Genomic DNA, 24,156 nt, shown 5'->3' on the forward strand with positions numbered 1-24,156 from the left:
GGGCCCAGGGAACCCGCTCTGGGTTCCCGGGGCCGTCGGCCTGTCGCGAGCGCCGTCGTGCAGGGCAGCCCCTAGAACTGCCCCGCCGTACTGCTCCGTCGAACTGCACAGGCGAGCTGCCCAGCCGTACCGCTCAGACGACGATGTTCACGATCTTCGGTGCGCGGACGATGACCTTGCGGAGGGTCTGGCCCTCGAGCAGCTCCTGTACTCGCGGCTCGGCCATCACGGCGGCCTCGAGATCGCTTTCAGAGATCTCGGGATCGACTTCGATCCGGTGGCGTACTTTGCCCTTGATCTGGATCACGCAGGTGACCTGCTCGGCCTTCAGCAGCTCAGGGTCAGCCACGGGGAAGGGCACGCGCGAGATGCTGCCCTGGTGGCCCAGCCGTGCCCATAGCTCCTCGGCCAGGTGCGGGGCCAGGGGCGAGACCATCAGCAGCAGTGGTTCGAGGGCCTCGCGCGGAGTGGAGCCGTGGGCGATCAGATGCTTGGTCAGGTGGTTCACCAGCTCGATCAGCTTCGCGATCGCGGTGTTGAAGTGCATCCGCTCCATGTCCCGGGTGACCCCGTCGATGGCGCGGTGCGTCGCCTGCTGGATGGCGAGCTCGGCGGGCTCGTCGGAGACGTTCAGCTCCCCGGTCTCCTCATCGACCGCGAGGCGCCAGAGGCGTTGCAGGAAGCGCTGGGAGCCGACGACGGCCCGGGTCTCCCAGGGACGGGAGAGGTCCAGCGGACCCATCGACATCTCGTATACACGCAGGGTGTCTGCGCCGTACTCCTCGTACATGTCGTCCGGGGCCACAGCGTTCTTCAGCGACTTGCCCATCTTCCCGTACTCCTGGGTGACGGGCTCGCCCTGGTAGGTGAAGGTGCCGTCGGACTCCGCGACGACCTCCTCGGCGGGGACGTGGACGCCGCGGGCATCGGTGTAGGCGAAGGCCTGGATGTAGCCCTGGTTGAACAGGCGGTGGAAGGGCTCCTGGCTCGAGACATCGCCGCGGTCGAAGAGCACCTTGTGCCAGAACCGTGCGTACAGCAGGTGCAGCACCGCGTGCTCGACCCCGCCGACGTAGAGATCCACGCCGCCCACGCCACCGTCCTCGCGCGAGCCGAGCCAGTACTTCTCATTCTCCGCCCGCACCAGGACGTCGTCCTCGGTGGGGTCGATGTAGCGCAGGTGGTACCAGGAGGACCCGGCCCACTGCGGCATCGTGTTGGTCTCGCGGCGGTAGGTCTTCAGACCCTCGCCCAGGTCCAGCTCCACCTCGGCCCACTCGGTGGCGCGCGAGAGCGGCGTCTGCGGCTCGGTGTCCGCGTCCTGAGGATCGAAGGTCTTGGGGGAGAAGTCAGCGACCTCGGGCAGGTCCAGCGGCAGCATCGATTCCGGCAACGGGATCGGCACCTCGGGTGCCGCCGGGTCGTAGACGATCGGGAAGGGCTCGCCCCAATAGCGCTGGCGCGAGAACAGCCAGTCCCGCAGCCGGAAGGTGGTGCGGGCGCGACCGAAGCCCTTCGACTCGGCATAGGCGGTCGCCTTCTGCTTGGCCTCGTCCTTGTCCAGGCCGTTCAGATCCAGATCGGCGCTGGCAGAATTGATCTTCTGACCCTCGCCGGTCCAGGCGCCGCCCTCGAAATCGGCGGGCGGCTGCACGGTGCGGATCACCGGCAGCGAGAACTTCGAGGCGAAGGCGAAGTCGCGCTCGTCCTCGGCGGGGACCGCCATGATCGCGCCGGTGCCGTAGCCGGTCAGCACGTAATCGGCCGTGAAGACGGGCAGCACGCGGCCGTCCATCGGGTTGGTCGCGGTCAGTCCGGTGAAGACGCCGGTCTTCTCACGATCGTCTGCGGTCCGCTCATCCTCGTCGAGGGAGGCGGCTCGCGCCCGGTAGGCCTTCACTGCCTCACCCGGGGTGTCTGCGCCGCCGGTCCAGGACTCTTCAGTGCCCTCCGGCCAGGCTGCCGGCAGGGCCGAGGGATCCGCGAGCAGCGCGTGCTCGGGGGAGAGCACGCAGAAGGTCGCACCGAACAGGGTGTCGGCGCGGGTGGTGAAGACATCGAAGGATGCCTCAGGGGCGGAGGCGACGCCCGTGGTGGGGAAGGTGATCTGCGCGCCATGGCTGCGCCCGATCCAGTTGCGCTGCATGGCGCGGATCGACTCGGGCCAGTCCACCCGGTCCAGGTCGTCGATGAGGCGGTCCGCGTAGGCGGTGATCCGCATGTTCCACTGCCGCAGGCGGCGGGTGAACACGGGGAAGTTCCCGCGCTCGGAGCGGCCCTCGGCGGTGACCTCCTCATTGGCCAGCACGGTGCCCAGGCCCGGGCACCAGTTCACCGGGGTCTCAGAGATGTAGGTCAGCCGGAAGGAGTTCGCCAGCTCGGCGATCTCGGCGTCGCTCGCACCGGTGACATCGGCGGGGGAGCGGCCCGCCCAACCCTCCGGCAGGTCGATGCCCTGACGGTCTGCGAGGGTGAACGGATCCACCGTCCCGCGGCGCAGCTCCTCGCGCAGCTCGGCGATCGGTCGCGCCTTTCCTGTGACGCCGTCGGCGTTCGGCGCCGTCGGGTCGTACCAGGAGTCGAAGATCCGCAGGAAGATCCACTGCGTCCACTTCACGAACGCGGGATCGGTGGTGGCCAGCGAACGACGGGAGTCGTGGGACAGGCCCAGCCGGTGCAGCTGGCGGCGCATGTTCGCCACGTTCGCCTCGGTGGTGATGCGCGGATGGGTGCCGGTCTGCACGGCGTACTGCTCCGCTGGCAGGCCGAAGGCGTCGTAGCCCATCGTGTAGAGGACGTTCTTGCCCATCATCCGCTGGTGGCGGGCGACCACGTCGGTCGCGATATACCCCAGCGGATGCCCCACGTGGAGTCCCGCCCCGGAGGGGTACGGGAACATGTCCATGATGTACATCTTCTCGGCGGCCGCTCCGCCGGAGGTGGCGGCGGCCTGCTCGATCGACTCGGCAGAGCCGCGGAGCTCGCCGACGGGGTTGTCGGCGTGGAAGGTGCCGTCCTCGTCCCAGCGCTGCTGCCAGCGGCGCTCGATATCGTCCGCCACGGCGGCGGTGTAGCGGTGCGGGGCCTCGCTCATGGGTGGATCGTCCTCCGAAGGATCAGTGCGGCGGATGCCGCCAGGCGTCTCGTGACATGAAAAAACCCTCGCGCAGGCGAGGGGAGCCGCATCGGTGCCTCATGTGCGCACCGGCACGCTCTCAGGAGCGCGGGGTGGACGCGGGCCTTGTCCGACGCGGCTGCATAAGCAGGAGCCGTCGAGTCACCGACCCATCGTACCGCGCCGCGGGCCGTGCCCAGGAGTGTGCGCGCCAGCGCGCACCGAGGGGCACCCTGCCTCGCTCAGGCCCCGAGCACCGCGGAGATCGCCAGCAGCACCAGCACGGTGCCGATCGTGGTGATCAGCACCGTGTCTCGGGCGAGATTCTCCGAGGCCCGGTAGCGGGCGGCGGCGACGTAGACGTTCTGCGCCGTGGGCAGCGCCGCCATCACCACCACCTCGTAGAGCGAGGCGCCCCGCATGCCGAGCAGCAGCCCCACCCCCAGTGCGATCACCGGCATCAGCAGCAGCTTCGAGCCCGAGGCCACCGCGATCAGGCCGCGATAGCCGTCATCCTTCGCCAGCGGCCGCGATCCGTACAGCGAGAGGCCATAGGCCAGCAGCATCGCGGGGATCGCCATGTCCGCGAGCGAGTGGATAGGTTCGAGCGCCACTGCGGGGATCTTCACCCCCGCCAGCACCAGGAGCAGGCCGACCGCGGAGGCGATGATGGTCGGGTTCGCGATGATGCTGCGCAGCACTCCGGCGGGGCCCGACGAGTCCTTCTCGGTGATCCGATGCAGGACGAACAGGTACAGCGGTGTGTATACCGCCTGCTGGAACAGGATCACCGGCAGCGCGTGGGAGATGTCCCCGAGCACATAGAGGGCGATCGGGAAGCCCATATTCGCGCCGTTGACGACGGAACCGCTGATCGCGGTCATCACCAGGTCGGCCCCGCGCCGCTGGGTGAACAGCCGCACCGCGAGGATCACGATCGCGCCGGTGGCGAGCCCCGAGATCCCCGCCACGGCCATCGGCAGCGAGAGCACCTCGGCCACGTCGGATTCGAGCAGCCCCACCAGGACCAGGGCGGGGGAGGCGATGAAAAAGGTCGAGCGGTTCAGCACATAGCGGCCGTGCGGGCCGAGCACACCGGTGCGTCCGACCACCCAGCCCACGGCGATCATCGCCCAGACGATGAAGAAGCCGGCCAGAACCCCGCTCAAAGTGGCGGGAAGAGGGAAGTCGATATCACCGGGCTGATCCTAGTCGGCCAGCAGGAAAGGGGCTTCCCTCGTTCAGCAGCCGGACATCTACGACTGCGGCAGGGGTCAGCGCAGCCCGTGGGAGGTGCGTCCGTCGATCTGATCGCTGCTGCCGGGAACCGGCTCGGCGCCGTCGGCACCGAGCGCGACGATGCGGTTCTCCGCATCGACGTGGACCACGCGAGGACGGTGGGTGGAGACCTCCGTCTCGTCCAGCTGCCCGTACGCAATGATGATCACCAGATCGCCCGGGGTGACCAGGTGTGCGGCGGCGCCGTTGATGCCGATCACTCCGCTGTCGCGCTCGCCTTCGATCACGTAGGTGATCAGGCGGTGACCATTGGTGATGTCTACGATGGTGACCTGCTCGTTCTCGACCAGCCCCGCGGCCTCCGTGAGGGCAGGATCGATCGTCACCGAGCCGACGTAGTGCAGGTCTGCCTGCGTGACAGTGGCTCGGTGGATCTTTGAGGTCATCAGAGTGCGCAACATCGCTCCTATTCTCTCATCACGCCCGCATGCTGGATGATGAGGGCGTCCGTTTCGTCAGGAGGATCACCATGCCCAAGGCCCGCCGTAGTTCAGCACGCCGTTCCGAGCAGTTCGAGGACATGGCTCTGCCCGATGAGCTGCTCGGAGTCCTCGCCTCGCAGGGGCTCGAGAGCGCCTTCGAGATCCAGTCCGTGATCCTTCCCGACGCGCTCGCCGGGCGCGACGTGCTGGCCCGTGCCGAGACCGGCTCCGGCAAGACTCTCGCCTTCACTCTCGCGATGACCTCCCGCTTCCGTGGCCGCAAGATGCATCGCAAGCGCCCGCTCGGTGTGGTTCTGGTGCCCACCCGTGAGCTGGCGGTGCAGGTTGTGGACACGATCCACCCGTTCGCCCGAGCAGTGGGCATCAAGGCGCAGCTGGTCGCCGGCGGCATGAACATCGAGAAGCAGGCCGACGCAGTGGCTCGCGGAGTTGCGATCGTGGTGGCCACGCCGGGTCGGCTGATCGACCTCGCCGAGCGAGGCGCGCTCCAGCTGGACCTGGTGGAGACCACGGTCATCGATGAGGCGGATCACATGGCTGATCTCGGCTTCCTGCCGGACGTCAGCGACATCCTCTCCGCGATCCCGATGGGCACCCAGAAGATGCTGTTCTCGGCCACTCTGGACGGTCAGGTCGAGCAGATCGTCGACAACTTCCTGGTCGATCCCGTCAGTCACGAGACCACTCCCGTCACCGCCGCGGTGGCCACGATGGACCACCATGTGCTGGCCATCGCCCCGACCGCGAAGCGCGAGGTCACGGCTCAGCTCGGTGCCCGCGAGGGACGCACCTTGATGTTCACGCGCACCCAGCTCGGTGCCGAGCGGGTCGCGCAGGAGCTGGTCGAGGTCGGGATCGGCGCTGCGGCGCTGCACGGGAACAAGCAGCAGGGATTGCGGACCAATGTCCTGGCCGGGTTCCGCGAAGGCGCCTATCCGGTGCTGGTCGCGACCGACGTCGCCGCCCGCGGACTCCATATCGACGACGTGACGATGGTGGTTCACGTCGATCCCTCCGATGACGTGAAGGAGTACGTGCACCGCTCGGGCCGTACCGCACGTGCAGGAGCGACGGGCAGCGTGGTCACGCTCGCCCTGCCGCACCAGATCGCGAAGACCAAGAATGTTCTCGCCGGCGCCAAGGTCGAGCCGACCTGGGCCGACGACGTCGATTCCGCGGAGGTTCCCGCCCTCGCCGACCTCGGCGGGAGGACGCCTGCCGGCGAGCCCGTGGAGGATCCCGCGAGCGTGAAGTACAAGGGCGCCCCGCGCAAGCTCGACCTGGGGCGCAACCGCCACCGAGGGGCGGACGCCGGCAAGGCCGAGGAGCGACGGGCGAACGAGGAGCGGCGTGCCTCGTGGGAGGAGCCGGAGGAGGCCGAGGGCACTGCGCGCTCGGGCCAGCGCGGTGGCCGGCCCGGTCAGAGCAGCGCTCGCTCCGGGCAGGGCAGCGCCCGTTCGGGACAGGGGCAGCCGCGTCGTGGTGGCGCTCGTGGCCGGGACGGTGCCGCAGCTGAGGAACGAGGCCGTCAGAGCGATGCCCGCTCGGCAGGCGGCGGTCGTGGTCGCGCCGGTGGGTCCAGCAGGGGAGAGGACCGAGGTCGCTCCGCGGGTGGCGCCGGGAAGGGCGCAGCAGGCACCGGAAAGGGGCAGGGGCGTGGACGCTCCGGCGCGCCGACTCGCGCGCCACGTCGCCGTGGAGGACGATGAACGGCGGAAGCCTGGCTCGATGACGAGCAGGTGAAGCGCCGAGGAGGCACGCGATGAGCATCAGTACCTTCGACATGTTCAAGATCGGTATCGGGCCCTCGAGCTCGCACACCGTGGGGCCGATGCGAGCCGCCGGCATGTTCGCCCGCGAGGTGCTCGGAGATCCTGTGCTCGGCCCGCGCGTCGCCGATGTCGCAGTTCATCTCTACGGCTCTCTCGCCGCCACCGCGGTGGGGCACGGCACGCTGGACGCGGTGGTGATGGGCCTCGAGGGAGCTGACCCGGAGACCGTGGATCCGGTGGCCGGGCGTGAACGGGTCGCCCAGATCGAGGCCGAGGGCGGGCTGCTCCTGGATGGCACCCTCTCCATTGCCCTGCGGCCCTCCACGATCGTGCTGCATCCGCTGACGTTCCTGCCCCAGCACTCCAACGGAATGACCTTCATCGCGCTGGACGCCACGGGCCAGGAGCTTCTGCGACGCCCGATGTTCTCCGTGGGCGGAGGCTTCGTGGTCGACGAGGCGGATATGGACCGCTCGATCGCCGAGGTCGCCGCCGAGGACGAGGGACGCACCATCTTCACCACCGGTGACGAGCTGCTGCGGGTCTGCGAGGACCGCGGGATCTCCATCTCCGAGGCGATGCTGCTGAGGGAGCGCCAGTGGCGCAGCGACGAAGAGATCCGGTCCGGCCTGCTCACCATCTGGCGCGCCATGCACGACTGCATCGAGCGCGGCACCCGCACCGGCGGCATCCTGCCCGGAGGCCTCGAGGTCAAACGCCGCGCCTCCTCCTGGTACGACTCCCTCTCCGCTGAAGACCCGGTGCGACTGCCGATGAACGCCTTCGAATGGGTCTCGCTCGCGGCACTCGCGGTGAACGAGGAAAATGCCGCCGGTGGCCGGGTGGTCACGGCGCCCACGAACGGAGCGGCCGGCATCGTCCCGGCGGTGCTGTACTTCGCCACCACCTACATCGAGGGGGTGGACCCCGACGAGATCGCGGTGCGCTTCCTGCTCACCGCCGGTGCGATCGGTTCGCTGTACAAGGAGCACGCCTCGATCTCGGGTGCCGAGGTGGGGTGCCAGGGCGAGGTGGGCTCCGCCTGCTCCATGGCCGCCGCCGCCCTCTGTGAGGCGATGGGTGGCAAGCCCGCCCAGGTGGAGAACGCCGCAGAGATCGCGATGGAGCACAACCTGGGCCTGACCTGCGATCCGATCGGAGGCCTGGTGCAGATCCCCTGCATCGAGCGCAATGCCATGGCCGCGGTCAAGGCGATCACCGCCGCACGGTTCGCGCTGCGCGGCACCGGGGAGCATTTCGTCTCCCTGGACACCGTCATCGAGACGATGCGCCAGACCGGCAAGGACATGAACGAGCGCTACAAGGAGACCGCGATGGGCGGGCTCGCAGTAACTGCGGTCCCGGTCAGCGTCCCGGACTGCTGAGATCGGTACTGCTGGGATCTGTACTGCTGGGACCCGGCTGCCCGCATTCCGGGCTGCGGGGATCCGGAATGCAGGGACCTTCAGTGCTGAGCAGCATCTCGCGCGGCACCGAGGCGGCACCCAGCTGGTCCCGCACCAGTGCTCGCAGCTCCTCCGTGCCGGGTGCAGTCCCCGCCGCAGCTCCTAGGAGCCGCACTTCGGCGACAGTCCGTACCCCGAAGCGGTCATCAGGAACCACACGCAGGCGCGCCTCGAGCACCCCGCGTTGGGACCGCAGCAGCCGCAGCACCGAGGCGGGGTCGTGCACCATGCCACCGGAGGAGAGCGTGCCGTCGGCGCGCCCGAGCACCCGGACGACGCCGTCGGCGGTGATCTCTCCGCGGTCGGTGACCAGTTCTTGCCCTGCGGTGAAGGGGGTGCGGGCGTGCAGCAGGCCATCGACCTCGCGCAGCCGTACTCCGCGCAGCGGCGTGCCGTCGACGGTGAGCGAGCCGGTCTCGGTGGTCCCGTAGACGTCATGCACGCGGGCCCGGAAATGCCGGGCCAGATCCGCGCGAAGCCCGGGGGAGAGCTGATCGGAGCCGGAGACCACGCGGGGGATGTGCAGCGCCTGGCCTCGGTCCAGGGCACGGTCCGCGGTGAGGAGATCCACCAGGTGCACGGGCACGCCGGTGAGCAGGTCCGGTGCGCTGCGGTGCAGCAGGGTCACCCGCTGCGGGGCGGGGAGATGACTCAGATCCACCAGCGTGGCACCCAGCGCGAGCGAGCCCAGAGAGACCAGCAGCCCGTGGCCGTGGACGCCCGGTGCCGCGCAGGCGATCCGTTGCCCGCGGCGCATCCCGATCCGTCGGCCGAGATCGGCGAGGGTGGCCAGCTGGGCCACGGAGAGCGGACCGCGACGCTCGGTACGGGGCGACCCGGTGCTGCCGCTGGACCGCAGTTCGAGCATCCCGTTCCCCGCCAGCGCGGTGACCAGCACCTGACGCAGTGAGGCATTCGCAGGCAGCGCACCGAGTCCCGGCCGGTCCGCTGTCCTTCGAGAGCGGCGGTGCAGCTGCACCTGATCGAGCAGCTCGCCTGCGGTGAGAGTGCCGCGCAGGTCCAGGAGCACGACGGCGCGAGGACGCAGAGAGAGTCGGGCACGCAGAGCGGCCGACGGAGTCAGGAGTTTCATCGAGGCGTGCTCCTCCTGCTGGGGGGCTCCGCAGCGCCATCGGCGTCGGGAGTGGTGTGTCCTCGCGAGACGAGGCGCTGAATCACCTCTCCGACCCGCCCCGCGGCGGCAGCGGACAGCGTGGGCGCCGCTTGTGCGAGCACCGCCCCCGCGCGTGCCCAGAGCGGCGAGAGCAGGGTGCGGGGTGCATCCAGGGCGTGCAGGACCCGGCGGGCGGCGTCCGAGGGAGAGAGTGCGCAGCGCGGAGAGCTGCCGTAGGTCGGGGCCGCCATCGCGGTCGCGACCAGCGGGAGCTCCACGATCGCGATCCGCACCCCATGGCGTGCGGCGTGTGGGCGCAGCGCCCGCAACCAGGTGTCCAGCGCTGCCTTCGACGCCCCATAGGCGGCCCAGCCCGGGGTGGGGATTCGGGCAGAGGCGCTGGTGACCGCGATGACCCGGCCGCGACCAGCGCTGCACATCGGCTCCAGCATCGCCAGCAGCAGGGCAGCCGGTCCGAGCAGATTCGTCCCGGTGAGGCGCACCAGGTCATGGGGTCGCCCGAAGCTCTGCTCGAGACTGCGACGGATGGAGTGCCCGGCGAGCGAGATCACCGCCTCCGGGGTGCCGTGCTCGGCCAGAACGGTCTCGGCGAGCTCGGCGACAGCCTGCTGGTCGCGCAGGTCGCAGGGGAGCACCCGGGCCTCTCCTCCGGCGGCCCGCACCGCGGCGGCCACGGACTCCAGCCGGGATCTCTCCCGGGCGGTGAGCACGAGCTGCTCCCCACGAGCAGCCAGCGCCAGGCATACCTCCCGGCCGACCCCGCCGCTCGCCCCGCTGATCAGGATCATCGCCGCCCGCCAGGGACGTTCACCAGGAGCCCCGCTGGTATGCGCCGGGGTACAGCGCGGCATCGCGCATCCCGAGCTCGTGTGCGGCGCGCTGGGGCCAGCTCGGCTCGCGCAGCGCGGCACGCCCCACAGCGACGAAGTCCGCGTCGCCCCGCTCGAGCACGGTCTGGGCGCCGACCGGGTCCGTGATCAGGCCCACGGCCGCCACCGGCATCGACACCGCATCGCGCAGGGTGCGAGCGAAGCCCACCTGATACTCCGGCCCGACCGCGATGTCCGCGATCACCGCTCCGCCGGTGGAGACGTGCAGGGCATCGACGCCCACGCCCTCGAGCTCCTGGGCGAGCTCGAGGGACTGCTCGATATCCCAGCCGCCGTCGATCCAGTCGGTGGCGCTGAGGCGCACGATCAGAGGGCGCTCGGCAGGCCATTGCTCCCGCACCGCGGAGGCGATCTCGAGGGCGAGCCGGCGCCGTCCGGGACCTTCGCCGCCGTACTCGTCATCGCGGGTGTTCACGAGCGGGGAGAGGAACTCATGGACCAGATAGCCGTGGGCGAAATGCAGCTCGACGGCATCGAAGCCGGCTTCCTCCGCACGTCGGGCAGCGGCCACGAAATCCTTGACCACCTGAGCGATCTCCTCGCGGCTCAGCGCATCCGGAGCGTCCAGCCCGGGGAAGGGATCCGAGGTGGGGCCGACGGTGCGCCAGCCGGAGGCGAACTCCGGCACCGTGCCGCGCCGTCTGCGGAAGCGAGGCAGCGCCGGCCAGGTGGAGGCCTTGCGGCCGGCATGGGCGAGCTGGACCGCGATCTTCGCCCCCTGCTCTTGGCAGAAGCCGGTGATCCGTCGCCAGGCCTCGACCTGCTCGTCGTTCCACAGACCGGTGTCCTGGGGGCTGATCCTCCCGTCGGGGCTGATCGCGGTGGCCTCGGTGATCAGCAGACCGAATCCACCGGTCGCGCGCGCGCCCAGGTGCACCAGATGCCAGTCCGTGGGGACGCCGTCCTCCGCCTCGACCATGTACTGGCACATGGGCGCCAGCCAGATGCGGTTGCGGATCTCCAGGGAACGCAGGCGGGTCGGGGCGAGGAGCGCCGGAACTGCAGCGACAGGATCGGGGGCCATGGGCCCCTACGGTAGTCGCCTCGGCTGAAGGCCCGACGAGGTGCCCGCGAAGGGGACGTGGTGCCCTCGAACGGTTTGTCGGCTCGGTGCGACCTGCGCACCGCGACGGCCGGATCCTGTTCGAGGAGTGTGACCGGTGCCCGTGACGTGAGTCTCCTGCGATACGGTGGCCGCGTCCATTCGCCCCGGGGACCCGGGGCCCGTGTAGCAGGAGTGCTGATGTCCGACGACGCCACCACCGGGATCGAGAACCTCTCCCAGGAGAGCCGCACCTTCTCCCCACCCACCGAGTTCGTCCAGAACGCGGTCGCCCGACCCTCGCTCTACAAGGAGGCGGAGCGTGACAATCTCGCCTTCTGGCGCTCGCGAGCAAGCCTGCTGAGCTGGGAGACCCCGTTCACCGAGACCCTCGACTGGTCCAACCCGCCGTTCGCCCGCTGGTTCGCCGACGGCACCCTGAACGTCGCCTACAACTGCGTGGACCGTCACGTCGAGTCCGGGCACGGCTCCCAGGTCGCACTGCTGGCGGAGTATGAGGACGGCTCCGACGCCGCCTACACCTACGCAGACGTCAAGGACGAGATCTCCAAGATGGCCAACGTGCTGGCTGATCTCGGAGTGAAGACCGGCGACCGGGTCGCGATCTACCTGCCGATGATCCCGGAGGCGGTGTTCGCGATGCTCGCCTGCGCCCGCATCGGCGCCCCGCACTCCGTGGTGTTCGGAGGCTTCAGCGCCGAAGCCCTGCGCTCCCGCATCGAAGATGCCGAAGCGAGGGTGGTCATCACCGCTGACGGCCAGAACCGTCGCGGCAAGCAGCTTCCGCTCAAGCCCGCCGTCGACGAGGCGCTCGCCGGAGGCGGCGACAGCGTCGAGCACGTCCTGGTGGTGCGTCGCACCGGCGGCGACGTCGAGTGGACCGAGGGGCGCGATGTGTGGTGGCACGAGGCGCGCGAGACCGCCTCGACCGAGCACGCGCCGGTCGCGGTGGAGGCGGAGCATCCGCTGTTCATCCTCTACACCTCCGGGACCACCGGGAAGCCCAAGGGCATCATCCACACCACCGGCGGCTATCTCACCCAGGCCGCCTACACCCATCGCAACGTCTTCGACATCAAGCCGTCCACGGACGTCTTCTGGTGCACCGCCGACATCGGCTGGGTCACCGGCCACACCTATGTGGTCTACGGGCCGATGGCCAACCGCACCACGCAGGTCATCTACGAGGGCACCCCGGACAGCCCGCACCAGGGCCGCTGGTGGGAGATCATCGAGAAGTACAAGGTCACCCAGTTCTACTCCTCGCCCACCGCGATCCGCACCGCCATGAAGTGGGGCGAGGAGATCCCCGGCAAGTTCGACCTCTCCTCGCTGCGGCTGCTCGGCAGCGTCGGCGAGGCCATCAACCCCGAGGCGTGGCTGTGGTACAGCCGGGTCATCGGCGGCGACCGCTGCCCGATCGTGGACACCTGGTGGCAGACCGAGACCGGCGGCATCATGATCTCCCCGCTGCCGGGCGTGACCGCGACCAAGCCGGGCTCCGCCCAGCAGCCGCTGCCCGGTATCAGCGCGGACGTGCGCAACGACGCCGGTGAATCCGTCGCGAACGGGGAGAGCGGCTATCTGGTGCTGGACCAGCCCTGGCCGGGCATGCTGCGCGGCATCTGGGGCGATCCCGAGCGCTTCAAGGAGACGTACTGGTCGCGCTTCGAGGGCCTCTACTTCGCCGGTGACGGCGCCAAGCGCGATGAGGACGGCGACATCTGGCTGCTGGGCCGGGTGGACGACGTCATGAACGTCTCCGGACACCGACTGTCCACGATGGAGATCGAGTCCGCACTGGTCAGCCACGAGTGGGTTGCCGAGGCTGCGGTGGTCGGTGCGGCCGACGAGACCACCGGGCAGGTGCCTGTCGCCTTCGTGATCCTGCGCTCGGGGAACGACGAGGCGATCGCCGCCGCTGGTGGTGAGGACGCCGTGCCCGAGATGCTGCGCGCCCATGTGGGCAGGGAGATCGGCCCGATCGCCAAGCCGAAGAAGGTGCTGGTCGTCTCCGAGCTGCCCAAGACCCGCTCCGGCAAGATCATGCGGCGCCTGCTGCGGGACGTCGCCGAGAACCGCCAAGTGGGTGACACGCAGACCCTCGCCGACGCATCGGTGATGGATCTCATCCAGCAGGGCCTGGGCGGCAAGTCCTGAGCAGCAAGGGCTGAGCCCGTGGCCCGGCACCCGCCGGGTCCAGAAGGACGCAGGAGGGGCTCCCGGTCATCGGCCGGGAGCCCCTCCTGCGTGCTGTCGAGCCGACAGGTCACCGTTCGATGGTGATGTCTCCGAGATCTGCGGTCACGCTGAGGGTGCCGTCGTCACCGGCGCCGGCGGCCACGCCCGGGTCCACCCAGACCTGGCCGAGCTCCGAGTCTGCGTCGACCTGCCAGCGGGTGGTGCCGGGGGCCGTGACGGACACATCGCCCAGGTTCGAGACGATGTCCAGAGCGCCGCTGGAATCAGTGGGCAGCTGGAGGCTGACGTTCCCCACCGCAGCGGTGATCTCGGTGATCGCGGGCGCGGGGGATTCGAGCTCGATCTCCACCTCGCCTATCTCAGAGGACACCGTCAGCGTGTCAGAGACGCTGAGCGGTTCCAGCACCACGTTGCCCACATCAGCGCGCACCTCCAGCGCGTGGAACGTGCCATCGACCAGGACATCGCCGACACCGGCGTCGATCCCGAGGGAGAGCTCCAGACCGGAGGGGACCAGCAGCAGGACGTCCCTGGTGCGATCGTCCCAGGGCCATCCGACCGTGCTCTGCGGCTGAGCCACGGTGACCCACGTGGTTCCTGCCGAGTCGGTGTTCTGGGTGAGGCGAGCAGGAGTGGTGTCCTGTGGCGAGGGGAGGCCCGTGGCGCCCGGCTCCACCAGAGCGAGAGTCACCTCGTCGACATCGTCTGAGGGAAGCACCTGGACGGTCCCCATCATGCTGTCGAGGCGCAGCGAGGCAGGGCTGCCGAGCCCGGCCGTCGACGCGATCTCCGTGTAACCGCGACCCGCCGCCCAGTTCGCCGCGGAGGCCACGGCGAGGCCGCCGACCAACAGCAGCACGACCGAGGCGCCCAGGAGCACCGTCAGCACGCGCCACGGGCGGTCCCTGCCCGGGGAGGGGATCAGCCGCTCTCCAGGAAGCAGCAGGCGTCCCTGAGGCGGTGCCGCCGAGTGCTGCGCGAGGACTGCCGTCGGCGCGGCGGGCCCGGAGGGATCAGCCGGGCCGGGCGGGGGCGCCGGGCTGGGCGGAAGCGACGGGTGCGTGGTGGACATCAGCGTTCCTCGGATTCCAGAAAGCGCAGGACTGCCATGACTCGGCGGTTCTCGCCGTCGACAGGGGGGAGGTCGAGCTTGCCCAGCAGCGAGGAGATGTGCTTCTCGACGCTCCCGGTGGAGACGAACAGGGCGTCGGCGATCGCCTGGTTGGAGCGACCCTGGGCCATCAGCGAGAGCACCTCGCGCTCGCGCGGCGTCATGCCCTCGAGGGTGCGGCGCCGTCGGGAGCGGATGAAGATCTGCTGCACCACCTCGGGGTCGAGCCAGGTCCCGCCAGCCCCGACGTCCGCGACCACGCCCAGGAAGTCCTCGACATCCGCGACCCGGTCCTTGAGCACATAGCCCAGGCCGAGCGGGGAATCGGCGATCAGCTCGGAGGCATATCGCTCCTCGACGTACTGCGAGAGCACCAGCAGCGACACCTCGGGATCCTGGTGCCGGATCAGCACGGCAGCCCGGATCCCTTCATCGGTGAAGGTGGGCGGCATCCGCACATCGATCACCGCGAGGTCCGGCCGATGCTGCGAGATCGCGCTGAGCAGCGCCGTGCCGTCACCGACCGCGGCCACCACCTCGTGGCCGGCATCGGTGAGCAGCCGCTCGAGCCCTGCGCGCAGCAGCACGGCGTCATCCGCGATCACGATCCTCATCGGAGGTCCTCCTGGGTGGTGGGGTGGGAGAGTTCTGGCACCGGGGCGGTGCGATCCGCGAGCGGGATCACGGCGATCAGCACCGTGCCGCCGCCTGGCGGGCTTGCGACCTCGAGCAGGCCCCCGGTGGCTCGGACTCGGTCCGTGAGCCCGGCCAGACCGGTGGAGAGGCCGTCTCGACGCACCTGCGCGCCACCTCGGCCGTCGTCCTGGATCCGTACCCGGAGCATGGCGTCCTTCCGGCGGACGTCCACGGTCGCCGCTGTGGCCTCGGCGTGCTTGGCGATGTTCGTCAGCGCCTCGGCGACCACGAAGTAGGCCACCGCCTCCAGCTCCCGGTCCAGGGCGGGCATGTGCTCGGTGCCCAGCTCCACCTGCAGCTCGACCGGAACCAGAGAGCGGGCTGCCAGCGCGGACAGGGCGGCGTCCAGCCCCCGATCGGTGAGCACCGCAGGATGGATGCCGCGCGCAAGCTGGCGCAGATCGGTCATCACGGCTTTGGCCTCGGAGTGGGCCTCGCCGACCAGCCGCTCGGCTCGTTCGGGATCGGTGCGGACAGTGTTCTTCGCGATGCCCAGGGTCATCGCGAGGTTCACCAGGCGCGGCTGCACGCCGTCATGGAGATCACGTTCGATGCGCAGGCGCTCCTGCGTCGCAGCATCGACTGCACCCTGCCGGCGTTCGGCCAGTTCGGCGACCTGCTCGCGAAGGTCCTCTTCGGAGCCGGAGATCAGTCCCTGAGCGAGTCCTCGGTCCGCGAGCGCGCCGAGTCCCAGCATGACGATCGCCAGCACCACCCCCGCAGTGCCGATGCCACCGAGAGACCAACGAGAGAGCTCGAGCCCTCCGAGCTCCACGCTGCCGAGGGTGAGGGCCACTTCCCATCCTGTCCAGCCGATCCAGAGGAACACTGCGAAGGCGGTGAAGAAGGCACCGGTGACCAGGATCGCGAGATGGTGATGCAGCGCTCCCCGCCAGAATGCCCAGGAGCCGAGTTCGAACCAGCGGTTGCTGAGCCATCCGGCAGCGCCGGTGCGGCGGGAGCGTCGACGCGGGGGAAGGATCACGGGAATGCCATGGATGGCGACCGCACGGCGACGTTCGACCCGCACAGCCAGCTGCATCACCAGCAGCCACGGGATCAGCAGCAGCAGACCGGTGCCGAGCGCGGGAAGGGAGGCGAGCCCGCCGATCAGCAGGGTGAGGCTCAGCCAGAACCAGCTGTAGAACAGCAGCCCGCCCACGACCACGGAGGCGAGGGAGGAGGGGGTGAGCCGGGAGCGCGCGCGCATTGCACCCCGGGCAGAGGAAACGTCCATACCCAGACACTATGCGTGGACGGAGCGCCCGCCCACGGTGTCCGCCCGCCGTCTGACTGGGGGGAAACCCCCAGTTCGCCGGGCGAAGCAGAGCACGACCCATCGAGGTCGTTGCGCGGACAGTCACGGATAGTGCCGCAGAATGCGGTTCAATGGGTCTATGAGCAGTGACGCCACATCTTCCGATGAGACCATCGACCCCGCCTCCGATGCCGGGTCACCTTCCACCGCTGACGGCTCCACCGGTCAGGTGATCGAGAACGTCGAGCAGACCGCCACCGAGCTGGAGGCGGACGACCAGGACCGCGGCACCCTCCACGATGTCGCGAACTCGTTGGGCATCTCCAGCGCCGTCGCACTGCGCGCGCTGCGCGAGTCCGATGAGATCAAGCCGCAGATGATCCGCCGGGTGCGGGAGGCGGCTGAGCGGCTGAACTTCCCGCTCGCCGAGCTCAGCGAGGAGACCGACCATCGAGGTGTGGTCGCGGTGCTCGTGAATACGATGCGCAACACCTGGATCTCTGATCTGGTGCGGGCGATCCGCATCGAGCTGGCAGCGACCGGACGCACCGCCGTGGTCGTCCCCACCCGGCGCCGGATGCCCGAGTACCCGGTCGCTGCGGACACCGATGCGATCGAGAACCTGGTCCATCTCGGTGTCGACGGCTTCCTGATGATCTCCGACCTGGCGGATATGGACAACGTGCTCGAGGCCACGGGCAACCGCCCGTTCGTCGGGATCGGCTGCTCGCAGGAGTTCGTCGGCCGCTTCGACACGGTGCGCATCGACGACGAGGTCGGCCAGGGGCTGCTGGTGGACCATCTGGTCGGGCTGGGACACCGCGAGATCGCGCACGTCGGGGGAGTCGGCGCGGCAGTCGCCCGCGAGCGGGCCGAGGCCTTCCGCAAGGCGATGGACCGTCACGGCCTGGGCGAGGTCGCCCGCGTCGAGCCCGGTGACTTCACAGAACAGGTCGGGCAGACCGCCGGGTCGATGCTCCTGCGCGGCAGCCGTGTCCCCACGGCTGTCACCTGCGCCAACGATGTCACTGCGGTCGGTGTGCTCGCCGCGGCTCGTGACGCCGGCTTCGCGGTGCCTGAGGAGCTGGCGGTGGCCGGATATGGCAACACCTCGCTCGCAGCCTCCGGGGTGTCGCAGCTGACCAGCGTGGATCCCAACTCGGACCGTCTCGGCGCTCTCGCCGCCCAGTTCCTGGTCGAGCGCGTCTCCGGCCATGAGGGCCCGGCCCGTGACGTCGCGGTCGCGCCGTCCATCGTGGTGCGTCGCACGACGTCCGCGGGCCCGCGGACCGAGACCACCAAGCGCAAGCGGATCTCGGTGGACTGATCCACCGATCCTCATCCGGTGAACTTCGAACGACCTGCCCTCTGCGTTAGGCTCAGACCATGATCAACACCACGAACGACCCGAGCACGCCGCCCACCCAGCGGTCCATCGGCGAGCTCGTCCAGTCCATCCGTGACGAGCTCCTCGGTGTCGTGCACCATGAGATCGACATCGCCAAGAAGGAGTTCACCGCCCTCGCGATCAAGGTCGGCATCATCGCCGCCTGCGCGGCGGTGCTGCTCTTCCTGCTCCTCTCCGCCTGGGTGATGCTGCTGTTCGCAGCGGCCACCGGGCTGCAGAAGACGGGGCTGCCGGACTGGGCGTCCTTCCTGATCGTCGCCGGCGTGTTCATCGTGATCGGCGCGATCCTGGGCCTGGTCGCCTTCCTGGTCTTCAAGAAGCTCAAGGCTCCCGAGACCACGATCGAGACCGCTCAGAGTGCCGTGAGCGCAGTGCAGGGCAAGCGTCGTCAGAACGCGGTGTCCTATGACGACACCTTCGATGAGCTCTACGGCAAGCAGGTCAGCGCCCGAACGGACTGACCCGCAGGGAAGGCTCGCACGCACGGGCTGATCCGCAGGACCAGCCCTGCACCCACGGAATGACCACTGGGCCAGCCTCGCCGGGTCGGGTAGCCGACCCTCTGCGAGCCGCAGGCCGTGGGTCGGTCCTGAGGGCAGTACCCTTGAGTGCGTGAGCCTCCACCTGCATGACACCGCCACCCGTACGACCGCACCCTTCATCCCGGTGCGCGCGGGGGCGGTGTCGTTGTATGTCTGCGGGCCGACGACCCAGGGTGCACCGCACCTCGGCCATCTGCGCACCTTCCTCGCCTTCGATGTGCTGGTCCGTTGGCTCGAGCGCAGCGGACTCCCGGTGACACATATCCGCAATGTCACCGACATCGACGACAAGATCCTCGTCAAGTCCGCCGAGGCCGGCGCCGAGTGGTGGGCCTGGTCCCTGCGCTTCGAGCGCGAGTTCCAGGATGTGCTTGACCAGATCGGCAACCGTCGGCCCAGCTATGAGCCGCGCGCGACCGGCCACGTGCCCGAGATGATCGAGCTGATGCAGCTGCTCATCGAGCGCGGCCATGCCTACGCGGACGGGAACGGCTCGGTCTACTTCGACGTGGCCTCGCACCCCACCTACGGATCGCTCACCCGGCAGTCCCTCGAGAACATGCAGGACGCGGGGGAGGAGCCGGAGCCCGGCAAACGGGATCGTCGCGATTTCGCGCTGTGGAAGGCCGCGAAGCCCGCTGAGCCGGACACCGCCGCCTGGGACACGCCCTTCGGCAGAGGCCGGCCGGGCTGGCACCTCGAGTGCTCCGCCATGAGCCGCAAATACCTGGGCGAGACCTTCGACATCCATGCCGGAGGCCTCGACCTGCGCTTCCCGCACCACGAGAACGAGCAGGCGCAGTCGCATGCCGCTGGCTATGGCTTCGCCCGCCGCTGGATGCACTCCGGCGTGCTCACCGTGGACGGCCTGAAGATGGGCAAGAGCCTCGACAACTTCGTCACCGCTGCCCAGGCCCTGGCGGAGCACCCGACGCCGTCCGTGCGGCTGGCTCTGGTGAGCGGCCACTACCGCGCCACCGTGGAGTACAACGCCACGGCGATGCGGGAGGCGGAGACCGTCTGGGAGCGCTTCAGCGCCAGCGCACGCCGCGCCGCCGAGCTGCTCGGCGACCATCCGCTGGCAGCGCGCGAGGCAGAGCTGCACACGCTCGAGCTGCCGGCCGATTTCGTGGCGGCGATGGACGATGACCTCGGAGTTCCCGAGGCGCTTGCTGTGATTCACCGCGAGCAGTCCGACCTGAACTCCCTGCTCGCCGCCGGCGCTGCAGAGGCAGAGATCGCCGCGGTCCTCGGCCGGCTGCGCGCCATGCTTGACGTGCTGGGGCTGGACCCCCTCTCCGCCCAGTGGGGGAGCGGCACGGGGTCCGAGGGCGCCGAGCACGCGGCACTGGATTCGCTGATCAACACTCAGCTCGCTGCCCGGGAGACGGCACGCGCGGAGAAGGACTGGGCTCGCGCAGATGAATTGCGCGATGCTCTGGTCGCGGCAGGCATTCGTATCGAGGACGGGCCCGAGGGTGCCCGTTGGACCCTCGACACCAAGAACTGAAGGACTGAGGAGTTATCTGATGGCAGGGAACAGCACGCGACGCGGTGCGATGCGCAAGGGCAAGAAGGGTGCGACCGTCGGTTCCGGCGGTGTGCGCCGCCGTGCGCTCGAAGGCAAGGGCCCGACGCCCAAGGCCGAGGACCGCACGTATCACAAGGCTTACAAGGGCGGCGCTGCAGCGTCGGGCGGGTCCGGCGGAACGGGTGGGCGCCGTGGCCCCGCCGGCAAGGGCGCTCGGAAGCTGCCGGGCAGCGATCAGGTCGCTGGCCGCAACGCCGTGCTCGAAGCATTGCGGGAAGATGTGCCCGCGACTCAGCTGACCGTCATGGTCAGGATGGACAGTGACGAGCGCGTCGGCGAGATCATGCGTCTGGCCACTGCTCGCGGGCTGCCGATCGCCGAGGCTCCCCGCACCGATCTGGACCGGTTGACGGATCACGCGGTGCACCAGGGCGTCGCGCTGACGATCCCGGCGTATCAGTATGCGGAGCTCGATGACCTGCTGAGCATCGCCGCGGACCGTTTCGAGCCGCCGCTGCTGGTCGCTCTCGATGGGATCACCGACCCACGCAACCTCGGTGCGATCCTGCGCTCTGCGGATGCCTTCGGCGCGCATGGTGTGATCCTGCCGGAGCGTCGCAGCGTGTCGATGACCGCGAGCGTCTGGAAGGTCGCGGCCGGTGCCGCCGGCCGGGTTCGCGTCGCCCAGGTCACCAACCTCAACCGTGCCCTGACCTCGCTCAAGGAGGACGGCGTCTTCGTGCTCGGTCTCGACGCGGACGGGGATGTCACCTCCCGTGAGCTCGAGCTCGGCACCCAGCCGACGGCGCTCGTGGTCGGCGCGGAGGGCAAGGGCCTCTCGCGCCTGACACGGGAGCTCTGCGACCAGGTGGTGTCCATCCCGATGGGTGGGCGTGCGGAGTCGCTGAACGCCTCGGTGGCGGCGGCGATCGCGCTGTATGAGCTCTCCGGCGTGCGGGCGCGTCAGGGACTGGGCTGAGGAGCCTGACGCTGCTGTTCCGGGAGTGACCGCTCGCGGTCAGCCCGGACCCGCAGCGTCACATAGGGGAGGGCGAGCTGGATGATCGGACCCAGCCCGAACGCATAGACCACGGTGCCTGCCCCGAGCGGGCCTCCCAGCGCCCATCCGGTCCCCAGCACCAGGATCTCGAGCACGATCCGGACCGGGCCGACGGGGCGGCGCAGCACGCGTCCGAGTCCCGTCATCAGCCCATCGCGCGGCCCGGCCCCGAGCTGAGCCCCGATGTAGACGGCACCGCTGATCCCGTTGAGGATCACGCCGGCGATCATCATCGCGATCGCGATCGGCAGGGAGCCAGCCTCGGGAAGCACCGCCATGCCCAGGTCGATGCTCACCCCGACCCAGATCGAGTTCGCGACCGTCCCGATGCCGATCCGCTCGCGCAGCGGAATCCACAGCAGCAGCACCACGAAGCTCACGGCGATGCTCACCGAGCCGACGCTCCACCCGATGCGTCCCGCGACCGCGGCATGCAGCACATCCCATGGAGCACCGCCCAGCCCGGACTCGAGCAGCATCGCCAGCGAGACGCCGAATCCCGTGAGCCCCACCATCATCTGGAGCAGGCGCAGCGGCAGTCGGTCGACCCTCAGCTGCTCACGCAGGGTCAGGTTGTCCAGGCGCGCAGGACCCTGGCTTCGTTCACGACGCATCGGCGACGTGCTCCTCTCCTCATTCGAAGATCGGCAGTGCCGAGGTCTCGGTCGTCATCAGGGACTTCTCATCGGGCCGATGGATCAGGACGTTGAGGATGTAGTGCCGGACGGTGTCATCCAGGCTCACGTCCTGCCCGCCCTGCTCGGAGAGGAACCACTTGTGCTCGAGGATCTCATGGAAGAACTCCGGAGGTTCGAGCTTGGCACGCATCGACCGGGGAACCGCACGCACCACCGGCTCGTACTGGTCCTTCAGCCACTCGTGGGCCACGAACTCCTCGTCCTCGAGCTGCTGCTCGGTATCTGCGCGGAACTGGTCGAGGTCGTTGAGCAGCCGCCGGGCCTGGTTCTCCTGCGCGTCGATCCCGGTGAGCCTCATCAGGCGGCGCGAATGGTGCCCGGCGTCCACCACCTTGGGCATGATCGACAGCGTGGTGCCGTCGAGGTCGGTCGTGATCTCGAGCTCGCCCACGTCGAATCCGAGGGCGTTGAGCTTCTCGATCCGGGCGGAGACCCGCCAGCGCTCGTCCGCAGAGAACCGCTCCCGGGACGTCAACGTCTCCCACAGCTCCTCATAGCGGGAGACCAGATCGTCGCCCACAGCGACGGGATCCGCTTCCGGGTCGAACATGTCGCCGGCCTGGAGATCCATCAGCTCACCGATGATGTTGGTGCGGGCGAGGTCGAGATCGTAATGACGTTGTCCCGACGTGAGCTGCTCGTGGAGGGCGCCGGTCTCGACATCGACGAGATAGGCGGCGAAAGCGCCGGCGTCCCGTCGGAAGAGGGTGTTGGACAGGGAGACGTCTCCCCAGTAGAAGCCTTCGAGGTGAAGATGGACGAGCAGCACGGCCAAGGCATCGAGCAGGCGGTGTGCCGTGTCCGGTCGAGAGACCTGGCTGAACACTGCGCGGTAGGGCAGCGAGAACTGGAGGTGGCGCGTGATCAGCATCGCGTCGAGCGGCTCACCCGCCGGGGTGCTGCGGCCGGAGATCACGGCGAAAGGCTCCACGCAGGGGATGCCGAGGCGGCCCAGTATCCGGAGCATGTCGTACTCACGCTGCGCGAGATGCTTGGAGATCTCCTTGAGGGCGAGCACCCGTCCGGAAACCCGGACGAAACGCACGACGTGACGGGAGATGCCGCGGGGGAGGGCGGCGAGCATATGCTCCGGCCACTCCTCCAGCGGTTGCTCCCATGGCAGGTCCAGCAATGCAGGATCTGCACGGGACGCGGTGATCTCCAGAGGTGCCATTGCTCCATTCTCTCCCGAGCGGGGATGCTTCGACCACTCCCGGCATGATGTCACGTCGACCGGACGCACAGCACCCCGCGAGGACATGCCAGAAACAACGGCGACGGGCGCCCGGCAACAGCCGGGCGCCCGTCGCACGAGACAGCTGGCGAGGTCAGTCGCCCAGGCGCTGACCGCTCTTCACATCGAAGAGGTGGATGTGGCTCGGGTTGGGACGGAAGTAGACCGTCTCACCCTTGGCCGGGGGGTTACGAGAGTCGACGCGAGCGATGAACGGCTTGTCCGTCTCCTCGCTGCCGACGCGGCGGCCGTAGATGAAGGCGTCCGCGCCGAGCTCCTCGACGAGGTCGACCTCGATGGCGATGCCCTGGTTGTCCGAGGCGAGCTCGAGGTCCTCGGGCCGCACACCCACGGTGATGTGGGACTCATCGGTGGCCGAGAGCGTGGAGCGATCCACAGGGACCACGGTGCCGCCGAACTCGACACCACGATCGGTGAGCTTCGTGTCGAACAGGTTCATGGCGGGGGAGCCGATGAAGCCGGCCACGAACACGTTGTCCGGGTGGTCGTACATGCGGCGCGGGGTGTCCAGCTGCTGGAGAACACCGAAGTTCAGCACCGCGACACGGTCGCCCATGGTCATGGCCTCGGTCTGGTCGTGGGTGACGTAGACCGTGGTCACGCCGAGTCGACGCTGCAGCGACGCGATCTGGGTACGGGTCGCCACGCGCAGCTTCGCATCGAGGTTCGACAGGGGCTCATCCATGAGGAACACCTGGGGCGAACGGACGATCGCGCGGCCCATGGCCACACGCTGACGCTGACCGCCGGAGAGCGCCTTCGGCTTGCGGTCGAGGTACTCGGTGAGGTCCAGGATCTCGGCGGCGTCCTCGACGCGCTTGCGGATCTCGGCCTTCGGGTTGCCGGCGATCTTCAGGGCGAAGCCCATGTTGTCGGCGACCGTCATGTGGGGGTACAGCGCGTAGTTCTGGAACACCATCGCGATGTCGCGATCCTTCGGCGGGACGTCGGTGACGTCGCGGTCGCCGATCAGGATGCGGCCGGCGTCGATCTCCTCGAGGCCGGCGAGCATGCGCAGAGCGGTCGACTTGCCGGAGCCGGAAGGCCCGACCAGCACGAGAAATTCGCCGTCCCCGACTTCGATGTTGAGGTTGTCGACCGCAGGGCGCTCCTGGCCCGGGTAGACGCGCGAGGAATTGTCGAACGTGACTGTTGCCATGGTGGTTCTCCTTCACCGGCAGGTACGTGCCGGACGGTCCGTTGTGAAGTGAT

General features: G+C 69.2%; 19 protein-coding genes. 7 read left to right on the forward strand and 12 right to left on the reverse strand.

Translation table 11 applies throughout. The features are described from left to right. Nucleotides 1-133: 133 nt before the first annotated feature. From leuS to panD, 3 genes are all read right to left on the reverse strand, one after another. Entirely contained in the window at nucleotides 134-3,094 is a 2,961-nt protein-coding gene (gene leuS / locus ABD893_RS08285) for a leucine--tRNA ligase (protein WP_345078185.1), read from the reverse strand. A 263-nt stretch (nucleotides 3,095-3,357) separates the two neighbouring features. Beyond that, on the reverse strand, nucleotides 3,358-4,284 hold the full coding sequence (locus tag ABD893_RS08290; RefSeq protein WP_345078188.1) for an AEC family transporter: 927 nt from the start codon (nucleotides 4,282-4,284) through the stop codon (nucleotides 3,358-3,360). Between the two features lie 105 nt (nucleotides 4,285-4,389). Then, a complete protein-coding gene (gene panD, locus ABD893_RS08295; protein ID WP_345078191.1) occupies nucleotides 4,390-4,815 on the reverse strand; it encodes an aspartate 1-decarboxylase in 426 nt (141 codons plus the stop codon). Nucleotides 4,816-4,883: 68 nt separating this feature from the next. Here panD and ABD893_RS08300 point away from each other — a divergent pair, with 68 nt between their 5' ends. Continuing rightward, nucleotides 4,884-6,566 carry a DEAD/DEAH box helicase gene (locus tag ABD893_RS08300; protein ID WP_345078194.1) on the forward strand — a complete coding sequence of 561 codons (1,683 nt, stop codon included), beginning with the start codon at nucleotides 4,884-4,886 and terminating at the stop codon, nucleotides 6,564-6,566. A 53-nt stretch (nucleotides 6,567-6,619) separates the two neighbouring features. Continuing rightward, nucleotides 6,620-8,014, forward strand: coding sequence for an L-serine ammonia-lyase (locus tag ABD893_RS08305; RefSeq protein ID WP_345078197.1), 1,395 nt, complete (start codon nucleotides 6,620-6,622; stop codon nucleotides 8,012-8,014). On the opposite strand, the gene ABD893_RS08310 is transcribed toward ABD893_RS08305, so the two are convergent. The 3 genes from ABD893_RS08310 to ABD893_RS08320 are packed head-to-tail and all read right to left on the reverse strand — an operon-like array spanning nucleotide 7,995 to nucleotide 11,144. Continuing rightward, entirely contained in the window at nucleotides 7,995-9,188 is a 1,194-nt protein-coding gene (locus tag ABD893_RS08310) for an AMP-binding protein (protein ID WP_345078200.1), read from the reverse strand. The two genes, ABD893_RS08305 and ABD893_RS08310, sit on opposite strands and share 20 nt — an antisense overlap. Beyond that, nucleotides 9,185-10,018, reverse strand: a complete 834-nt coding sequence (locus ABD893_RS08315; protein WP_345078203.1) for an SDR family NAD(P)-dependent oxidoreductase — start codon at nucleotides 10,016-10,018, stop codon at nucleotides 9,185-9,187. The genes ABD893_RS08310 and ABD893_RS08315 overlap by 4 nt, the downstream gene beginning before the upstream one ends. A gap of 19 nt (nucleotides 10,019-10,037) precedes the next feature. After that, entirely contained in the window at nucleotides 10,038-11,144 is a 1,107-nt protein-coding gene (locus tag ABD893_RS08320; protein WP_345078205.1) for an NADH:flavin oxidoreductase/NADH oxidase, read from the reverse strand. A 219-nt stretch (nucleotides 11,145-11,363) separates the two neighbouring features. Between ABD893_RS08320 and acs the strand changes: the two genes are divergently transcribed. Further along, the gene (acs, locus tag ABD893_RS08325) at nucleotides 11,364-13,343 is read left to right on the forward strand and encodes an acetate--CoA ligase (RefSeq protein ID WP_345078208.1); all 1,980 of its coding nucleotides are present in this window, start codon (nucleotides 11,364-11,366) and stop codon (nucleotides 13,341-13,343) included. Nucleotides 13,344-13,452: 109 nt separating this feature from the next. Here the strand turns inward: acs and ABD893_RS08330 are convergent, their stop codons facing one another. Genes ABD893_RS08330 through ABD893_RS08340 form a run of 3 tightly spaced genes read right to left on the reverse strand, consistent with a single transcriptional unit; the run spans nucleotide 13,453 to nucleotide 16,429 of the window. Then, the gene (locus ABD893_RS08330) at nucleotides 13,453-14,457 is read right to left on the reverse strand and encodes a DUF4097 family beta strand repeat-containing protein (RefSeq protein WP_345078211.1); all 1,005 of its coding nucleotides are present in this window, start codon (nucleotides 14,455-14,457) and stop codon (nucleotides 13,453-13,455) included. After that, nucleotides 14,457-15,110, reverse strand: coding sequence for a response regulator (locus ABD893_RS08335; protein WP_345078214.1), 654 nt, complete (start codon nucleotides 15,108-15,110; stop codon nucleotides 14,457-14,459). Before ABD893_RS08335 ends, ABD893_RS08330 begins: the two co-directional genes overlap by 1 nt. Next, nucleotides 15,107-16,429, reverse strand: coding sequence for a sensor histidine kinase (locus ABD893_RS08340; protein ID WP_345078218.1), 1,323 nt, complete (start codon nucleotides 16,427-16,429; stop codon nucleotides 15,107-15,109). The genes ABD893_RS08335 and ABD893_RS08340 overlap by 4 nt, the downstream gene beginning before the upstream one ends. A gap of 160 nt (nucleotides 16,430-16,589) precedes the next feature. On the opposite strand from ABD893_RS08340, the gene ABD893_RS08345 reads away from it, so the two are divergent. From ABD893_RS08345 to rlmB, 4 genes are all read left to right on the forward strand, one after another. Further along, a complete protein-coding gene (locus ABD893_RS08345) occupies nucleotides 16,590-17,777 on the forward strand; it encodes a LacI family DNA-binding transcriptional regulator (RefSeq protein WP_345078221.1) in 1,188 nt (395 codons plus the stop codon). Between the two features lie 59 nt (nucleotides 17,778-17,836). After that, nucleotides 17,837-18,319, forward strand: a complete 483-nt coding sequence (locus ABD893_RS08350) for a phage holin family protein (RefSeq protein WP_345078224.1) — start codon at nucleotides 17,837-17,839, stop codon at nucleotides 18,317-18,319. A gap of 151 nt (nucleotides 18,320-18,470) precedes the next feature. Beyond that, complete coding sequence (gene cysS / locus ABD893_RS08355; RefSeq protein ID WP_345078227.1) at nucleotides 18,471-19,910, forward strand: cysteine--tRNA ligase; 1,440 nt, start codon at nucleotides 18,471-18,473, stop codon at nucleotides 19,908-19,910. A 19-nt stretch (nucleotides 19,911-19,929) separates the two neighbouring features. Further along, nucleotides 19,930-20,910: a 23S rRNA (guanosine(2251)-2'-O)-methyltransferase RlmB gene (gene rlmB / locus ABD893_RS08360; protein WP_345078230.1), complete on the forward strand. Its 981-nt coding sequence runs from the start codon at nucleotides 19,930-19,932 to the stop codon at nucleotides 20,908-20,910. Here rlmB and yczE read toward each other — a convergent pair. The 3 genes from yczE to ABD893_RS08375 form a co-directional block, all read right to left on the reverse strand. Next, nucleotides 20,895-21,605, reverse strand: a complete 711-nt coding sequence (gene yczE, locus ABD893_RS08365) for a membrane protein YczE (RefSeq protein WP_345078233.1) — start codon at nucleotides 21,603-21,605, stop codon at nucleotides 20,895-20,897. The genes rlmB and yczE overlap by 16 nt on opposite strands. Nucleotides 21,606-21,624: 19 nt before the next feature. Further along, on the reverse strand, nucleotides 21,625-22,863 hold the full coding sequence (locus ABD893_RS08370) for a DUF4032 domain-containing protein (RefSeq protein WP_345078236.1): 1,239 nt from the start codon (nucleotides 22,861-22,863) through the stop codon (nucleotides 21,625-21,627). 154 nt (nucleotides 22,864-23,017) lie between these two features. Next, nucleotides 23,018-24,103: an ABC transporter ATP-binding protein gene (locus ABD893_RS08375; RefSeq protein WP_345078239.1), complete on the reverse strand. Its 1,086-nt coding sequence runs from the start codon at nucleotides 24,101-24,103 to the stop codon at nucleotides 23,018-23,020. Nucleotides 24,104-24,156: the final 53 nt, after the last annotated feature.

The organism is Brachybacterium paraconglomeratum (assembly GCF_039541415.1).
Classification (GTDB): domain Bacteria; phylum Actinomycetota; class Actinomycetes; order Actinomycetales; family Dermabacteraceae; genus Brachybacterium; species Brachybacterium paraconglomeratum_A.

What these genes read in the sequence shown, in the direction of transcription:
- leuS (WP_345078185.1), bottom strand. Translation starts at nt 3,094, where the DNA reads ATGAGCGAGGCCCCGCACCGCTACACCGCCGCCGTGGCGGACGATATC.
- panD (WP_345078191.1), bottom strand. Translation starts at nt 4,815, where the DNA reads ATGTTGCGCACTCTGATGACCTCAAAGATCCACCGAGCCACTGTCACG.
- ABD893_RS08300 (WP_345078194.1), top strand. Translation starts at nt 4,884, where the DNA reads ATGCCCAAGGCCCGCCGTAGTTCAGCACGCCGTTCCGAGCAGTTCGAG.
- ABD893_RS08305 (WP_345078197.1), top strand. Translation starts at nt 6,620, where the DNA reads ATGAGCATCAGTACCTTCGACATGTTCAAGATCGGTATCGGGCCCTCG.
- ABD893_RS08310 (WP_345078200.1), bottom strand. Translation starts at nt 9,188, where the DNA reads ATGAAACTCCTGACTCCGTCGGCCGCTCTGCGTGCCCGACTCTCTCTG.
- ABD893_RS08315 (WP_345078203.1), bottom strand. Translation starts at nt 10,018, where the DNA reads ATGATCCTGATCAGCGGGGCGAGCGGCGGGGTCGGCCGGGAGGTATGC.
- ABD893_RS08320 (WP_345078205.1), bottom strand. Translation starts at nt 11,144, where the DNA reads ATGGCCCCCGATCCTGTCGCTGCAGTTCCGGCGCTCCTCGCCCCGACC.
- acs (WP_345078208.1), top strand. Translation starts at nt 11,364, where the DNA reads ATGTCCGACGACGCCACCACCGGGATCGAGAACCTCTCCCAGGAGAGC.
- ABD893_RS08330 (WP_345078211.1), bottom strand. Translation starts at nt 14,457, where the DNA reads ATGTCCACCACGCACCCGTCGCTTCCGCCCAGCCCGGCGCCCCCGCCC.
- ABD893_RS08335 (WP_345078214.1), bottom strand. Translation starts at nt 15,110, where the DNA reads ATGAGGATCGTGATCGCGGATGACGCCGTGCTGCTGCGCGCAGGGCTC.
- ABD893_RS08340 (WP_345078218.1), bottom strand. Translation starts at nt 16,429, where the DNA reads ATGGACGTTTCCTCTGCCCGGGGTGCAATGCGCGCGCGCTCCCGGCTC.
- ABD893_RS08345 (WP_345078221.1), top strand. Translation starts at nt 16,590, where the DNA reads ATGAGCAGTGACGCCACATCTTCCGATGAGACCATCGACCCCGCCTCC.
- ABD893_RS08350 (WP_345078224.1), top strand. Translation starts at nt 17,837, where the DNA reads ATGATCAACACCACGAACGACCCGAGCACGCCGCCCACCCAGCGGTCC.
- rlmB (WP_345078230.1), top strand. Translation starts at nt 19,930, where the DNA reads ATGGCAGGGAACAGCACGCGACGCGGTGCGATGCGCAAGGGCAAGAAG.
- yczE (WP_345078233.1), bottom strand. Translation starts at nt 21,605, where the DNA reads ATGCGTCGTGAACGAAGCCAGGGTCCTGCGCGCCTGGACAACCTGACC.
- ABD893_RS08370 (WP_345078236.1), bottom strand. Translation starts at nt 22,863, where the DNA reads ATGGCACCTCTGGAGATCACCGCGTCCCGTGCAGATCCTGCATTGCTG.
- ABD893_RS08375 (WP_345078239.1), bottom strand. Translation starts at nt 24,103, where the DNA reads ATGGCAACAGTCACGTTCGACAATTCCTCGCGCGTCTACCCGGGCCAG.